This window comes from Candidatus Palauibacter sp. (assembly GCF_965222475.1).
GTDB lineage: Bacteria > Gemmatimonadota > Gemmatimonadetes > Palauibacterales > Palauibacteraceae > Palauibacter.
In genome coordinates this window covers 728,556-744,044 of record NZ_CBDCUB010000008.1, presented here as the reverse complement: position 1 = coordinate 744,044, position 15,489 = coordinate 728,556, and the positions used below count along the sequence as shown (strand labels likewise).

Annotated in this window: 9 protein-coding genes and 1 other RNA gene; 3 read left to right on the top strand and 7 right to left on the bottom strand. The window is 72.0% G+C overall.

Translation table 11 applies throughout. From position 1 onward, the window contains the following. Window positions 1–24: 24 nt before the first annotated feature. From ACOQPP_RS18675 to rnpB, 4 genes are all read right to left on the bottom strand, one after another. Window positions 25–606, bottom strand: coding sequence for an NUDIX hydrolase (locus tag ACOQPP_RS18675; protein WP_419167276.1), 582 nt, complete (start codon window positions 604–606; stop codon window positions 25–27). A 41-nt stretch (window positions 607–647) separates the two neighbouring features. After that, on the bottom strand, window positions 648–1,994 hold the full coding sequence (locus ACOQPP_RS18670; RefSeq protein WP_420637148.1) for a M16 family metallopeptidase: 1,347 nt from the start codon (window positions 1,992–1,994) through the stop codon (window positions 648–650). After that, window positions 1,991–3,271 carry a M16 family metallopeptidase gene (locus tag ACOQPP_RS18665; protein ID WP_419167278.1) on the bottom strand — a complete coding sequence of 427 codons (1,281 nt, stop codon included), beginning with the start codon at window positions 3,269–3,271 and terminating at the stop codon, window positions 1,991–1,993. The genes ACOQPP_RS18670 and ACOQPP_RS18665 overlap by 4 nt, the downstream gene beginning before the upstream one ends. Window positions 3,272–3,309: 38 nt before the next feature. Then, window positions 3,310–3,706: RNase P RNA component class A (gene rnpB / locus ACOQPP_RS18660), an RNA gene on the bottom strand. 231 nt (window positions 3,707–3,937) lie between these two features. Between rnpB and ACOQPP_RS18655 the strand changes: the two genes are divergently transcribed. Genes ACOQPP_RS18655 through ACOQPP_RS18645 form a run of 3 tightly spaced genes read left to right on the top strand, consistent with a single transcriptional unit; the run spans window position 3,938 to window position 8,519 of the window. Continuing rightward, window positions 3,938–5,029 carry a YncE family protein gene (locus ACOQPP_RS18655; protein WP_419167279.1) on the top strand — a complete coding sequence of 364 codons (1,092 nt, stop codon included), beginning with the start codon at window positions 3,938–3,940 and terminating at the stop codon, window positions 5,027–5,029. After that, entirely contained in the window at window positions 5,026–7,869 is a 2,844-nt protein-coding gene (locus tag ACOQPP_RS18650; RefSeq protein WP_420637147.1) for a hypothetical protein, read from the top strand. The genes ACOQPP_RS18655 and ACOQPP_RS18650 overlap by 4 nt, the downstream gene beginning before the upstream one ends. A gap of 41 nt (window positions 7,870–7,910) precedes the next feature. After that, complete coding sequence (locus tag ACOQPP_RS18645; protein WP_420637146.1) at window positions 7,911–8,519, top strand: hypothetical protein; 609 nt, start codon at window positions 7,911–7,913, stop codon at window positions 8,517–8,519. A 3-nt stretch (window positions 8,520–8,522) separates the two neighbouring features. Here the strand turns inward: ACOQPP_RS18645 and ACOQPP_RS18640 are convergent, their stop codons facing one another. Genes ACOQPP_RS18640 through ACOQPP_RS18630 form a run of 3 tightly spaced genes read right to left on the bottom strand, consistent with a single transcriptional unit; the run spans window position 8,523 to window position 15,471 of the window. Continuing rightward, on the bottom strand, window positions 8,523–12,401 hold the full coding sequence (locus ACOQPP_RS18640; protein ID WP_420637145.1) for an FG-GAP-like repeat-containing protein: 3,879 nt from the start codon (window positions 12,399–12,401) through the stop codon (window positions 8,523–8,525). Beyond that, window positions 12,311–14,875 carry a S9 family peptidase gene (locus ACOQPP_RS18635; protein WP_420637144.1) on the bottom strand — a complete coding sequence of 855 codons (2,565 nt, stop codon included), beginning with the start codon at window positions 14,873–14,875 and terminating at the stop codon, window positions 12,311–12,313. Before ACOQPP_RS18635 ends, ACOQPP_RS18640 begins: the two co-directional genes overlap by 91 nt. After that, window positions 14,872–15,471: a hypothetical protein gene (locus ACOQPP_RS18630; protein ID WP_419167283.1), complete on the bottom strand. Its 600-nt coding sequence runs from the start codon at window positions 15,469–15,471 to the stop codon at window positions 14,872–14,874. The genes ACOQPP_RS18635 and ACOQPP_RS18630 overlap by 4 nt, the downstream gene beginning before the upstream one ends. Window positions 15,472–15,489: the final 18 nt, after the last annotated feature.

The following is a 15,489-nucleotide window of genomic DNA, read 5'->3' as shown; positions in this document are numbered from 1 at the left end:
TCCTTTTCAGGCGGGTTTCCCGGGTTAGACCCCGAAGCCGCCATTTCGATCCACCCAGCGGTGGACGAGGGTCAGCGTGCAGATCGTCTTCGCGTCGGTGATCTCCCCCGCGTCCACCATTTCGATGGTACGGCGGAGAGGTAGCCGATGCACGTCCATGAATTCGCTCGCCTCGTGGGAGGTGCGGCCGGCCTCCAACTCCCACGCCACGAAGAGGTGGATCACCTCATCGGTGAAGCCGGGCGTCGTGCGCACCGAGGCCAGCCGTTCGATGCGTCCGGCGCGCAGTCCCGCCTCCTCCTCCAGTTCGCGGAGCGCGCATGCTTCGGGCGGTTCTCCGGGCTCCAGCTTCCCCGCCGGCACTTCCCAGATGAACCCTTCCGCCGCGTACCGATACTGACGCACGAGGGTGACCATGGGTTCGCCGCTTCCGCCGGGCGCTCTCCCTTCCCCGACGCCGTCGAGGGCCGCGACGGCGGCGGCCCCGGGGTGTCGGACGACCTCGAGCTTCCCGACGGACCCGTCCGGGAAGCGTACCCGATCCACGTCGACGTGGATGGTGCGGCCGGTATAGACCCGTTCTCCGTCTACCCGAGCGTCGGACATCGCGCCTCCGATCGGGCCGGCATCAGCGGCATCCGCGCGGGTCAGGCGATGGAACGCGCATCGACGGCGCCGAAGCCGTCGAGCGAGGATCCCACCGTCTCCGCGTCGCCGACGGCGAGCAGCGCGAGGCGCTCGCGCGCGAGGTACTTCCGGCACACCGCCTGTACCTGATCCGGTGTGACGGCCTCGATGCGGTCGCGGTACGTCTCCCAGTAGTCGTCCGGGAGGCCGAAGATGCGCTGGCGGCTCACCTTCCCGCAGATCTGCGCCGCCGTCTCGAACTGGAGCGGCAGGGAGAGGGTGAGGGCGTTGCGGGCCAGGCTCAGCTCGTCCGCGGTCACGAGTCCCGTACGCATCCCTTCGATCTCGCGCATCATCTCCTCGAAGGCGGGGCCGGTCTTCGCGGTCTCGACGGCGGTGCGGGCCACGAACGGGCCGGGACCCCTGCGGAAGCGGAAGCCGGAGCGCGCGCCGTAGGTCCACCCCTTGTCCTCACGGAGGTTGAGATTGATGCGGGAGTTGAACAGGCCGCCCAGGATCGCGTTGGCCACGATGATCGCATGATGGTCCCCGGTACCGTAGGGCACGCCGACGGTCGCCACCCGGAGTTCGCTCTGGGGGCTTCCGGGACGGTCGATGAGGACCACGCCGCCCTCCCGGGCCGGGGGCGCGGACGGCGGCGACACGCGGCCGGAGCGTCCGCTCCAGGCGCCGAAGCGCGCCTCGACCGCGGGGGCGAGCCGCTCGGGAGCGACGTCGCCACACACGATGAGCAGGGCCCCGCCGGGACGGTACCGGGCCTCGTGGAACGTCTGGACGGCGTCGCGACCGATCTCCGATACGGTATCCGCGGTGCCCCCGACCGGCCGGCCGTATAGCCCGTCGCCGTACAGTTCGGCGATCGTGGCGAGGTTGGCGACGGTCGCCGGGTCGTCGCGCTGGCGGTCGATCTGGTCCAGGCGCTCGCTCCGGAGGCGCTCGACCTCGCGTTCCGGGAAGTCGGACTCGAGGACGGTGGCGGCGAGGAAGTCGAGCGCCTCCTCGAGCACGTCGCCGAGGAAATGCATGGAGACCGTGCTCACGGAATAGCCGGCCGCGGCGCGGAAGCGGGCCCCGAGGCGGTCGAGCCAGCGGGCCACATCCATCGCGTCACGGCCCGGCATGCCCCCCGTGAGGAGCCGGGCCGTGAGCTCCGCCAGACCGGCCCGCGAGGCCGGCTCGACGCCCGCGCCGCACTCGAGGACGAGGCGCAACGACACCTCCGGGACGCCCCGGCGCGCGGCGTACTCGAACCGGAGGCCGTTGGGGAGGGTGCGGCGCTCGAAACCGGGGAGCGCGAGGGGGCGCGGCGCGGCCGCGGGCGGCCGTACGGTCCGGTCCGGGGTCACGCTTCCGCCGCCTCGGGCACGACGTGAAGGACCGTGAGGCGGTCCGGGTCGAGCACGGCGCGCGCGACCCGCTCCACGTCCGGGCGCGCGATCGTTCCGTACCGGGTGAACGCGTCGTTCACGTAGTTCGGGTCCCCGCGCAGCACGGCCGCGTGCGCGATCGCGTCCGCCCGCTCCCCGAACCCGGCCAGCCCGCCGACGAGCGCGTGCCGGGCGCGGTTCAGCGTCCCCTCCAGCTCCCCGGCCCCCACACCGCCGTCCCGCATCTCCTCGAGGACGTCCCGCACCGCGGTCTCCAGCTCGGCGGCCGACACGCCGGGCCGCGCGGTCGCCACCACGAGGCACATCCCCACGTCCTCGGTGGGCCAGGTGGAGGCGGACACCTCCGCCGCGACCCGCTTCTCGTACACGAGGGCCCGCTCGAGCCGCGAACTGTTCCCGTCGGCGAGCAGGTACGTGAGGGCGCCCACCGTCTCGAAGTCGGGGTCGGCGAAACGCGGCGAGTGGAACATGAGATAGACGCGGGGCATCTGGACCCGGTCGTGGAGCACCGCGCGTCTCTCCCCTCCCGCGGGCGGGGGCGGGACGACGGGCCGCGGAGCGACGGGGCGGGCGGGAATCTCTCCGAACCAGGCCTCGACGCGATCCAGCGCCTCAGCGGGTTCGAAGTCGCCGACGAGCACGAGCGTCGCGTTGTTCGGTCCGTAGTGAAGGTCGAAGAACTCGTGTACGTCCTCCAGCTTCGCGGCGTCGAGGTCGCGCATGTGACCGATCGTCGGGTGGCGGTAGGGGTGTCCCTCGTCGTAGGCGTGGGCGAGCAGCGTCTCCAGCGCGAGGCCGTAGGGCCGGTTCTCGTAGGACTGCCGCCGCTCGTTCTTCACCACGTCGCGCTGGTTGTCGAGCTTCTCCTGCGTGATGCCCGCCTTGAAGAACCCCATCCGGTCCGACTCCAGCCACAGTCCCAGATCGAGTTCGTTCGCGGGCAGCGTCTCGAAGTAGTTCGTGCGGTCGAACCACGTCGTCCCGTTGAGGGTCCCGCCGGCGTCCTGGACGAGCTTGAAGTGCGCCTCGCGCGCCACGTTCTCCGACCCCTGGAAGAGGAGGTGCTCGAAGAGGTGCGCGAAGCCGGTCCGGCCGGCCCGCTCGTTCCTGGAACCGACGTGATACATGAGGTGGACGGCAACGAGCGGTGCCGAGGAGTCCGGCTGCATGACCACCCTCAGCCCGTTGTCCAGCGTGTGTGCGCGAAGCTCGAAGCTCACCGTGGCTGGAGCCACCGGGTGCCGCCTTCCTGTCTGCTGTGTTCTTGATAGAGAGAGGCGGAGGGAGATAAGCCGGGTTCTGTCACCGGCGGGCCGAGGCCCGCGGCGAGGTCATCTATCTGGGACCTGCGGTTTCCCGAGGCCTCGTGCGGCCTACCCGGAACTCGAGCGCGACGGGCCGCCGCTCGTTCCTGCTTGGCCTTGCTCCCGGCGGGGTTTGCCGTGCCGTCCCTGTCACCAGGAGACGCGGTGGGCTCTTACCCCACCCTTTCACCCTTGCCTGTGCGCCTCGACCCTTACAGGTCTGAAGCCGCCATCGGCGGTCTGCTCTCTGCGGCACTTTCCATCGCCTCGCGACGCCCGGGCGTTACCCGGCGCCGTGCCCTGTGGAGCCCGGACTTTCCTCGAACGGCGTGACGTGCACCCGTCCGCGACCTCTTCTCCCTCCGCCGGGCGGCAATCTAGCGCCTGCTCCGGCCCGGCGCTCGCCCCGGCGGACGGGCGCGAGCCGCTGCCGAGTTGGCCTCGATCCAACCAATTGTCTACTCTTAGGGTCGAAAGGATGTACGGCTGGCTCCGGCCGAAACCTCGGCAGGGCGTCCGATTACACCGGAGGAAGAGCGAACGCACGTACCTCGTATGCACAAGTCGAAGTTCACAACTTTCCGCAGGGCGACCGCCGTGTGGGTGCTGTTTTGCGCGGCCGCGCCGGTTCAGGGCGCGGCTGGCCAGGACGGTAGTCCCGACGGCCCGTCCTATTACGTCTACGTGGCGGCCGAATCGGAGGATCGAGTCGATCTCATCCGGTTCGACGAGACCGGTGCGTCTCTGGTGGATTCCGTCTTCGTGGGACGGTTTCCGACGGAGATCGACGGGCCGCACGGGCTCGCGGTCGACCCCGATGGCGAGCGCTGGTACGTCACGCTCGCGCACGGCAACCCCTTCGGCATGGTCGTCGCCTATTCCACGGCCACGAACCGCCCCGCGGGGAGCGCCGAACTCGGCTTCTTCCCGGCCACCATGCAGGTGACGCCGGCGGGCCTGCTCTTCGCGGCGAACTTCAACCTGCACGGCGAGCACGAGCCGAGTTCGGTGTCGGTGGTCGACGTGGGCGCGATGATCGAGGTCGCGCAGATCCCGACCTGCACGATGCCGCACGGGTCCCGGCTCACCTCCGACGGCTCGCGACATTATTCGGTGTGCATGATGGATGAACTGCTGGTCGAAGTGGACGCGCACCGGCTCGAGGTGGCCCGGCGCTTCCATCTCGCCCCCGGCGCCGAGCAGCCGTGGCCGCACGACTGGATGCCGACCCGCCCGGCGGGGGCGCCGGTCTGCAGCCCGACGTGGGCGCAGCCGAGCGTGGATGGACGACGCGTCTACGTCGCGTGCAACCGGAACGGACAGGTGCTGGAGATCGATGTCGAGTCGTGGCGGCTCCTGCGGCGGTTCGAGACCGGCGCAGGCCCGTACAACCTCGATGTGACACCGGACGGCGCGCGCCTCGTGGTGACCTACAAGGGAGGGCAGGCGACGGGCGTCTGGGATCTGGCCAGCGGGGAGGAGGTGGCCCGGGTGCCCAACACGCGCACGCTGCCCCACGGGATCGCGGTCTCGCCCGATTCGCGATACGCCTTCGTGAGCGTGGAGGGGGTCGGCGGCCAGCCGGGCACGGTGGATGTGATCGATCTGGAAGAGGGCGTGCGGGCGGCCAGCGTCGACGTGGGCAAGCAGGCGGGCGGCATCGCCTTCTGGAAGGTCGAGCCGCGATGAGGGCGGCGAGGCGCATCGGGCTGCTGACGGCGCTGGCGGTGTTCGCGGCCGCGTGCGGGGACGGGAGCACGGAAGTCGGGTCTCCCCCGACGGCGCTGGTGTCCGTCTCCATGCCCGTCGACACGATCGCGACCGGCGAGAGCATCGACCCCCCGATCACGGTCCGGGTCGAGGATGCGCTCGGCAACGCCGTAGAAGGGGCCCCGGTGCGATTCATCATCGTTCGCGGTGACGGCGAACTCTCCACGAGCGTCGCGGTCGCGGACGTGGACGGTCTCGCGGAATCGGTCTACAGCGCCGGGCCGACGCCGGGGGAAGCGGAGATCCGGGTGGACATCCCGAGCGCGGCGAACGTCGCGCCGCTCCACTTCCTCGTGCTGGCGGTGACGGCGGACACGGTCAGGCTCAGCCTCGTCGAGGGCGACGGGCAGCGGGCCGAGGCCGGGAGCCAGCTGCCGCTTGCGTTCTCGATCCGGGCGGAGACGACGAACGGGGTCGCGGCCGGGGGCGTGAAGGTCGCATTCCGGACGGCGTCACTGAACGAAGACCCGGTGGAGCCGCGCGAGCCGCCGGAGGTGCCGCCGGAAGTGCCGCCGGAAGTGCCGCCGGAAGTGCCGCCGGAGCCACCGGGAGGACCGGCGGAGGTCGGGGGCTCGCCGGAGGACGCGTCGGGGGCGCTGACCCACGACAGCGTCGTGACGGACGCGGACGGTCTGGGGCAGGCGGTGTTCACCCTGGGGCTGGAACCAGGCGAGTACCGCGTCGACGTGTTCGCCACGGGCGGCGTGTACTCGGATACGGTCTCGTTCACCGCCACCGCGCTGGAGGCGATCGACGGACTCGTGCAGCTCGATTCGGTCGGGAACGGGCGGCTGGCGGCCGGGGCGCGGGCGGTGCTGTTCGGCCGCGGGTTCAGCGCCGTGGCGGACGACAACCAGGTCCGCATCGAGGGCGAGCGGGCGCCGGTGGTCAGCTCGACGGGAACCGAGCTGACGATCGAGGTGCCGGCGTTCCCGGAGACGTGTCTCCCGCAGCGCGAGGTCGGCGTGCGCGTGCTCGTGGGGCCGGAGTACAGCAACGGCCTCCGCCTTCCGATCGATCCGGCCGAGCGGCTCGTGGACCTCGAGGTGGGCGAGGCGCTCACGCTGCGCGGACCGGTCGAGGTCGAATGCGTGCACTTCCCGCCCGGCGAGATGGGGCGGGAGTTCCGTCTCATCATCGGCAACACGGGCCGGGTCGCGGCACGGCGGCTTCCGATGCGGGTGACGACGCGGACGCCCGCCAACATGTCCGGAGAAGGGCCCGCGACGGAGATCGCGCCCGCTCCGATCGGCGCGGACCTGGAGCGGGCGGCGCTCGAGGCGCTGGGCGTCGACGCGGGAATCCGCTCGCGGACGCTGGGCCGGCTCGTGGAAGCGGGGATCGCCCCCTTCCGGCCGACCGACCCGCCGCCGGGGATCGCGGTTCCGGGTGTCGGTGACACGCTCGACTACTTCTTCCCCGTGGGTCCGGAACGGGTGGCCGACTGCGCGGACCTGACCCGCCCCCTGCGGGGCGCGGTGCGCGCGGTGGGCGAACGGGTGCTCCTCGTGGAGGACCTGTCCGCCCCGCCGGGCGGCCCGGGCACGGAGGAGTGGCTCGCGCTCGCGGCCGAACTGGACCGAACCGTCCTGCCGGTGACGACCTCCTATTTCGGCCCCCTCGAGGACATCGACCGCAACGGACGGGTCGTCGTCCTCTTCACGCCGGCCGTGAACGGGCTCGACGGGGAAACGGGGGTCGGCGGGTTCACCCTCCCCGCGGACCTCGCGGCTTCCGGACGCGCGGGCGAAGGGACGCCGGAACCGGCTGGCGAGATCTGCCCGGCGAGCAACGAGGCCGAGATCATCTACAGCGTGAGCGCCGACCCCGACGGGAGCGCCGGCCGCGCGATCCCGACGGAAAGCCTGCTCCGGAACGCCCCGGTCCTCGTGGCGCACGAACTCCAGCATCTGATCAGTGTGGGGCGCCGGGCGCTCCATTCGTCGATGGGGTTCGCGGCGGCCGAGGAGGTATGGCTGGACGAGGCCCTGTCGGGCCTGGCCGAGGAGGTGGCGGGGCTCGCCGCGCTCGAACTCGCGGTGGGCGATGGTCTCACCTTCGACCAGGTGTCGGACACGCCCGAGAGGCTCGAAATCTTCGACGCCTACCTGCGCCGCAATTTCCTCAATCTCGGCCTCTACATGCTCGGGACGGCGGGAGCGCCCACGATCCCGGAGGCGGACCCGGAGGGCGTGGGCAGTCTGCAGATGCGGGGCTTCGGCTGGTTCCTCCTGCGCTGGCTGGCGGACCGGGCGGGCGGAGATGAGCGGGCGTTCTTCCGTTCCGTGGCGAGCGGCGGCCAGAATCACGCCCGGGGGATCGCGAACCTCGAACGCGTCACGGGGAGCGAGTGGGCGGACATCCTGGCGGGCGTTTCGGTGGCGCTGGCGCTCGACGCGGCCGGGGACGCGGAGGCCGGGGGAGAGGCGGACCCCGATCCCGCGGCGGAGGTCGCCGAAGAGACGGGAGTCGCGCCGCCGCCCGATCCGGCAACGTGGAACCTGCGTGACGTGTTCGCGTCCCTGGACCGGGACGTCGACGCCCCGGTCTTCCCATCGACCGGTTTCTCGCTTCGGGCCGAGCGGCTCGAGTTTGAAACCAGGGTCATGGAGATCGACGTAGGAGCGTCGAACGTGCAGTACTTCTCGCTCGCCTCCGAGGCGGACGCCCCGGCCCTGTCGATCTCGATCCGGACGGGCTCCGGCGCCGCGCCCGGCGAGACCGCGGAACCGCAGATCACGATCGTGAGAACCAGATGACGCGCCGCACCAGCAGACTTTTTCTCTTGGGAGGGCTCCTGTTGTGCGGGTCCGGAATCTCGGACCTGTCGGCCCAGATAGCCCCCGCTCCCCCGCCCGGCGAGGACACGGGTCCCGAATTCCTCGGCTTTGTCGGCGTCCTCCAGCCGCTCAGCAACCTCACGGAAGATCCGTCCACCTACGGCACCGCGATTCCTCCTGACCTCCTGATGGGGGGTGAGGTGACGTGGTGGGCCTCCCGCGTGGTCGGGATCGGGCTCATGGGTCTCTACTCGCCCGCGATACTGAACCCCGTGGGGGGTGGAGGACCGGGCAGGAACTTCAGGAGCCTCGGCGAGATCGAGTACATGACGGGGATGGCCAACCTGACCTTCCGCTTTCGCTCGTCGGGCTCGACGGGGCTGCTCGAACCCTATGCTTCGGTAGGCGCCGGGCTGCGGCGGCTTCGCTTCGCCGCCCGCGCCGTGCCGGAGATCAGCGCCACGGATCCCGCGGCGACAATCGCGGCGGGGCTGCGCGTTTCCCTGTCGGAGTCCGTCTGGCTCCGCGCTGAAGTACGGGACATGGCCTCGTTCTACATCTCCGCGGCGACGGACGAATCGAAACTCCAGAACGATGTCGTCATCACGCTGGGGCTCGGGATCCGTTAGGGGCTATCGGACCGGGGCGTCTCCCGGGGCGGGGGCGTCTCCCGGGGCGGGGACGCGGAGTTCGCGAGCCCCCGGGGGGACGGCGACGGAGGTCTGTTCGCCGCCCGGCCAAACGATGTGCAGAGTTCGGGGCGGCGTCCGCGGGTCCGGCGCGACGCCCAGCGTCTGCGCGGACTCGTGGCGGGCCAGATAGCCCTCGCCCGACCGGACCTCGCGCAGCGGACCGAGGGTCCCGTCCCCGTACTCGAGGCGCAGCCGCGCGCCGATGGCCCGGCGATTGCCGGGGATTCCCTCGAGCGTCACGCGCAGGCCGGGGGCCGAGCCCGCGTTGCGGTACAGCCGGGTCTCCTCCCCGTTGACGCCGAACGCCACGTCCACCCGCCCGTCGCGGTCGTAGTCCGCCAGCGCGACGGCCCGCGCGTCCCCGTACACGGTGATCCCGGAGAGGTGGCCCGGGACCGGCTCGAAGCCCCCTTCCCCGTCGCCTCTCAACCAGAGCCCGCGCCCGGCGTCGTAGCGGGGCACGCCGGAGCGTCCGGCGTAGAAGTTCTGCGCGAGGACGAGGTCTTCGTGCCCGTCGCCGTCGAGATCTCCCGCCGCGACCCCGAACGCGGGGGCGCGCTGGGCCGACGCGGGGAGCGGCGCGCTCTCGAACCCGGAGGCCCGGTTCAGCCACACGGTGTGCCGGAGTTCGTTGACGTCGAGTCGCGCGGCGCGATCGAGCCCATCGATGAGTTCCGTGAGCGGCGCGCTCCCGAAACGTTCGTAGGTGACGCGCAGCAGGGAGGAGATCCCGCCGGGGACGGCGAGGGCGTCGCGGCCGCGGATCGGACGCCAGACGCCGGATTCCGGGCGCGCCTCGACGACATCGACCACGCCGTCGCGATTCATGTCGCCGTAGAGGAGCGAATAGGCGGCGGGCACCTCGAGGTTCGAACCCCAGCCGGTCGCGACGAGGTCCGGCCGGCCGTCCTCGTCGAAGTCGCCGGCGGTGATCCCGTTCCAGCGGCCGGTGAGACGGCTGAGCCCGAGGGCATCGCTCGCGTCGGTGAAGCGGCCCCCCTCGTTCCGGAATACGCGGACGCTCCCCCACTCGAGGGCGAGGGCGAGATCGGGATCGCCGTCGAGATCGATGTCGGTGAAGACGGCACCCGAGACGAGGCCGAGGCGCGCGAAGGCTCGTGAGCGCTCCGCATCCGCCCGCAGCACGCCGCCGTCGTTGACCAGGAGCCACGAGTCGACGGGGGCCGGCCAGGCGGCGGGGGCGACGCGCCCCCCGGCGAAGAGGTCGAGGTCCCCGTCGCCGTCGATGTCGGCTTGGGCGAGGGGGCCGGTCGCGACGGGGGGCTGCCCGGTCGCGAAGCTGGCCGGGTCGATGAGCGGGGGCGGCGGCGCGGCCGCACCGAGCGGCGCCGCGATGATCGCCGGGACGGCCGCGGGCGTCGCGGCTTCGTAGGCGCTCACGCCGATCAGCAGCGCGACGCCTCCGCCGCCGGTCTCGTGCGGCAGCGTGGCCGTCGCGTCGTATTCCAGCGCGGCCGTCAGTGCCCGCGGGGCGGCGAAACCGTCCCCGGCGTTGCGCATCAGGACCGGGCTGCCCCCCCGCCCGCTGCCGACCACCAGGTCGGCATCCCCGTCGGCTTCGACGTCGATCCACGACACGCCCGGGCCGGGCCGGTCGAGCGAGTACGGGAGGAGCGGCTGCCGCGCCCGGTCGTCGAAGGGCGACTCGACGTGCCGGTGCCCGAGGAGGTCCGAGACGTCCTCGAAGTGCGGCGCGGCCGGATCCGGCGCCGCGGGGGAATCGCCGGCCGCGGCCGCCTGCGGGGTCCCGGCCGCGGCCGCCTGCGGGGTCCCGGCCGCGGGCGCCCCGGCCGCCCCGGCCGCGGTGGAGCTGTCGATGACGTATTCGCGGTTCGCGACGATGCCCTCGATCCGGGTGCGGCGGCCGTCCGGCCAGTCGACGGTGAGCGTCAGCTCCGCGTCTCGCACGGCCGCGAAGCTGGCCGCCGGCTCGGACGACGAGAGGTACGCCCCTCCGGCGCTGATCTCCCGCAGCTGGACGCCCGCGTCGTGTCCCTCGAGACCGACCCGTGCGCCGATCCCGCGCGTGTTCCCCTCCGGGCCCCGCAGCCGCACGATGACGCGGGGGGCGCCGGACTCGTTCCGGTACGCGAGGGGCGGCGCGCCGAGGCGCGTCACGACGACATCGAGGTCGCCGTCGCCGTCCAGGTCCCCGGCGGCGAGCCCGTGCGAGATGTCGGGCTCGTCCCCCCAGCGCCAGCCGTCGCTCACGTCCGTGAAGCGGCCCTCCCCGCCGCGGAAGGCGAGGTTCCGCTGCGGCAGCGGCGGGAACATGCGGAGCGCATCCTCGGCCGGGAGCCCCGGAATGGCCGCGATGCGCGCGTTCGCGTCGCCATCGAGCTGGTCCCAGGCGTGACCCGTGGTCACGAGGAGATCGTCCCACCCATCCAGGTCCGCGTCCAGGACGAGGGCGCCCCACGTCCAGTCCGAGGCCGCGAGGCCGAGCTCCCACGCGGCCTCCGCGAACGTGCCGTCGCCCCGGTTGAGCTGGACCGTGTTGCGATTCACCTGGACCCGCGACCCGGTCTCCCCGGGAGGCTCGGGCGCCGCCTCGAAACTCGCCGTCCGCGTGAGGCGCGCGGCGGGGTCCCGGGCCAGCATATCGGTCGTGAGGAGGTCGAGATCCCCGTCCCGGTCGAGGTCCCCGACGTCGACCGCCATCGAGGAGAGGCTCGTCGTGCGGATCGCCTCGGCGGGGGCCGCCTCGAACGAACCGTCGCCGCGGTTGATCCAGATCCCGTCGGGGCTGTTGAAGTCGTTGGCCACGTAGAGGTCGGGATCGCCGTCCGCGTCCCAGTCGCTGAAGCGCGCCGCGAGGCCCCAGTCGCGGGCCTCTCCGGCCGCGGTGGGGACGGAACCCGGAGGGGCGCCCGCCAGCGCGGCCGGTGCGAAGCGGCCGTCCCCCAGCCCCATGTAGAATTCGTCCGGCTCGCCGAGTTCGAAGCGGCGCACGAAACGGCCGTCGAACTCCACGCGGTAGTGCTCCTCGTACAGTTCGAGGAGTTCGGGGGGGATGAAGAGCCCGCCGTCCTCGCCCCTTTGGAGGTGGTTGATGTCGAGCACGTCGGGGGGATGCAGGTCGTCGACCTGCCGCGTCTTGTAGTTCGCGATGTAGAGGTCCAGATCCCCATCGCGGTCGACGTCGGCGAGGGTGGCGGTCGTGCTGGCCCGGTCGCCCGAGAGCCCCGCGTCCTCGAGTTCGTCGAAGCGGCCCATCCCGTCGCCGAGGAAGATCCGGTTCCGCCCGCCGTGCACCGTGACGACGAGGTCGAGATCACTGTCCCCGTCGAGATCGGCGAAGACGGCCCCGCGCGCCATCGCGTCCTCGAGGGCGAGGCCGGCCGCCGCCGTCACGTCGGCGAAGCGCCACCCGCCCAGGTTCCGGTACAGCGCGCTCGGACCGCCGAAGCCGGCGAAGAAGAGGTCGGGCAGGTCGTCCCCGTCGACGTCGCCGATCGCCACCCCCTGCCCTTCCGCGAGCACGCGGTTCCGGAGGCGCGCCTCCTCCTCGACCTCGTAGCGGAACGTGACGCCCAGCGAGGAGGCGTCGAGCGGGCGAAATCCGGTCGTGCCGCGCGGGCGCAGCTCCCGCCAGCGGACGCCGTCCGCTTCGACCCAGGGGCCGGGGCCGGGGGCCCCGCACGCGGCCAGCGCGAGGCCCGCGAGTGCGAACCCCGCGAGCGCGAGCCCCGCCGCGAGGGGTCGGCTCAGCCGCCCGCCCCGTCCGCCGACGTGGCCCGTCCGCCGCCGATCACGCGTTCGAACAGGTCGTAGATGCGCCGGTATTCGTCGGTCCACGACGACGGTTCGGCGAAGCCGTGGTTCTCCACCGGATACACGGCCATCTCCCAGTTCTCCTTCCCGAGTTCGATCAGCCGTTGCGCGAGCCGCACGACGTCGGAGAAGTGCACGTTCGTGTCGTACATCCCGTGCGCCATCAGGAGGTGGCCCTCGAGGCCCTCCGCGAAGTAGATGGGGGAGGACTGCCGGTACGCCTCCTCGTCCTCGTGGGGGAGGTTGAGGATCCGGCTCGTGTACCAGTGGTTGTAGTGCGCCCAGTCCGTCACGGAGCGCAGCGCGCCGCCCGCCGCGAACACCCCGGGTTCGGTGAAGAGGGCCATGAGGGTGATGAACCCGCCGTAGGAACCGCCGTAGATCCCCAGCCGGTCCGCCTCGACCCCCTCCTCGCTGACCAGATACGCGGCGCCGTCCACCTGGTCGGACAGGTCCCAGCCCCCCATGTGCCGGTAGATCGCGGTGCGCCAGTCCCGCCCGTAGCCGGCGGAGCCCCGGTAGTCGATGTCGAGCACGGTGTAGCCCTGGGCCGCGAGAAAGTGGTGGAACATGTATTCGCGGTAGTAGTTGGACCACCAGTTGTGGACGTTGTGCAGGTATCCCGCCCCGTGCACGAAGACGACGCCGGCCCCGTTCGCCTCGACCCCGAAGTCGGAGGGCCGGTAGATGCGGGCGGGCACCTCCACGCCGTCCCGTGCCTCGAAGTGGATGATCTCGGGCCGGAGCCATGGGAAGCCGAGCCACACCTCCGTGGGCGTGGTCGTGACCTGCGTCATGTCGGCGCCCGGCCCGACGTCGGCCACGTACAGCTCGGCCGGTCGGTGCGAGCGGGAATGCACGACGGCGAAGCGCCGGCCATCGGGCGAGGGCGTGACGGCGAACGAGCCCTCTCCCTCTAGGAGCTGGACGCGATCCGAACCGTCGAAGTCCATCCGCCACGGGTGCTGGTCGAAGGGGGAAAGTTCGCTCGTCCGGAGGAGGAACGCGTCCCACCCGTCCGGGATCGTGGCGCCGAGGAGTTCCCAGTCTCCGGCCGTGAGCGCCTCCCGGTTCCCGCCGTCCGCGTCGATCGCGTACAGGTGCGCGTAGCCGGTCTCCTCGCTCACGTACCAGGCGCGCGGCATCGCGCCCGCCGCCTCCGCGGGCAGCCAGCCCATGCAGCCCGCGCCCTGGAAGCCGAAGCACGGACCGCCCACCCACGCCTCGTCGAACAGCGTGTCGAGGAGCCCGAGTTCGCCGGTGGCCGCCTCGTAGGCGTAGAGGCGCCACGTCTTGTAGTCGTAGTCGACCGCGAACACGAGCCCGTACGCGCCCGTCTCGTCCCAGCCGGCGAAGCTCGCCACGGCGAGCCGGTCGTCGCCGGCGTCTTCGGACGCATCGTCCCCGGCATCCGCCTCCGGCCCGGCATCGGCTTCCGAGCCGTCGGCCGTGAGGTCGAGCCAGTCGACCTCGCCCGTGGCCGTGCTCACGACCGCGAGGCGGGAGACGCCCTGCTCGTCCCCGACCTTGGCCCGCATCTCCGTGTTCTCGGTGTAGCCCGACTCCGTGACCCAGAGCGGGATGTCCGTGCGCCGGCCCTCGCCGCCGAAGCCGCCGCGCGTGACGGTGACCGCGACCCGGCTCCCGGTGGGATCGGCGACGAATCCCTGCGCGTTCTCGCCCTGCGCGAGGTGCAGCGTCTCGCGTTGTCCGGCCTCCCGGAGTTCGCGGCGCTCCTCGGCGCGTTCCTCGCGAATCTCCCGGACGCGGATGTGCTCGAAGAGTTCGCGCTGCTGTTCCTCGAGGAAGGCCCTGTGCCCCTCGGCCTCGGTCTCCTCGGCGGGTTCGGGGCCGCCGATGGAGGTGAGCTGCCGGATCTCGCCGTCGTCGATGTCGAACGCGAACAGGTTGTTCCCGCGGCGGAAGAAGATGGAGACCCCGTCTCCGGAGAAGACCGGGCCGGTTTCTCCCGCCTCCGTGTGGGTCAGCCGGCGTGCGGCCGCGGTGGCCCGCTCGACCAGGTAGAGGTCGCCGTCGAAGGACGTCGCCCGCCAGCGTCCGTCGGGAGAGACGTCCCCGAACGCGAGGACCGGCCCCAGCTCGAGTTCGGTCTCGTCGTCGATGCGTTCGGGGGTGTCGCCGGTGGCGCGTACGCGGTACAGCGAGGACGTGTCGTGCCACTCGTCGCCGCCGGGGAGCCAGCGGAAGTAGATCCACTCGCCGTCATCGGACCAGTTCACCCCGGCGGGCGCCTGCCCGATGTGCTCGGGGCCGCGCATGATCGACTCGAGGGTGAGCGGGAAGTCGTTCGCCCGCGCGGGGACGGGCTCGAAGCGGGCGAGGTTCTGCGCCTGGAGCGGCGGGGCGGCCGCCAGCGCGATCGAGGCGGCGGCGATCCACGCGGCCCTCGAGGCGGCGGCGATCCACGCGGCCCTCGAGGCGGCGGCGATCCACGCGGCCCTCGAGGCGGCGCGCGGCGAATGCAGGGAAGACCTCACGGGGCACCTCCTCCGTTTGGCGAGGGCAGATATCGTTCCGGGATCGGCAGGTCGGGGCGCTCACCGGCCCAGTAGATGGTGACGACGTACCAGCGGCGGCCGTCGTGCATGAGCTGGATCGAGTTGATGCCGCGCGCGAACGGCTCGGGGTCGTCCGCGTTGCGCTTCGACTCGTAGCTGGAGAAGGCGTGCGCCACGGGCCCGAAGCGCTCCATCGTGCGGGCGATCTCGAGCTCGAAGAAGCCGTTCTGCTCGAGCGAACTTCCCGCCTGTGCGGCGTACTCGCCGGGGCTCCAGACCCGGTATCCGTGCTCGCCGGCCTCGGATCGGCCGGTGGGGATGAGCCGGGCCTCCGGTATGAACAGGGACTTGAACCGATCCCAGTCGCGCGCCTCGCCGGCCGGGCCCGAGATCACGTCGTAGAGGGCGGTCAGGATGCTGTCGATCGACTCCACATCGTCGGAATCGGCCTCGGGCCAGCTCTCCGTCATGGCCACGTTCGCGCGGCCCTGGGCGAGGGAGGGGGCGGGCATCGCGAGCGCCAGCGGGCCGGCGGCCAGCGCGCCGAGGAGGAAGAGGGTACGCAGTCTTCGCATCGTTCCGCTCCGGGTCTG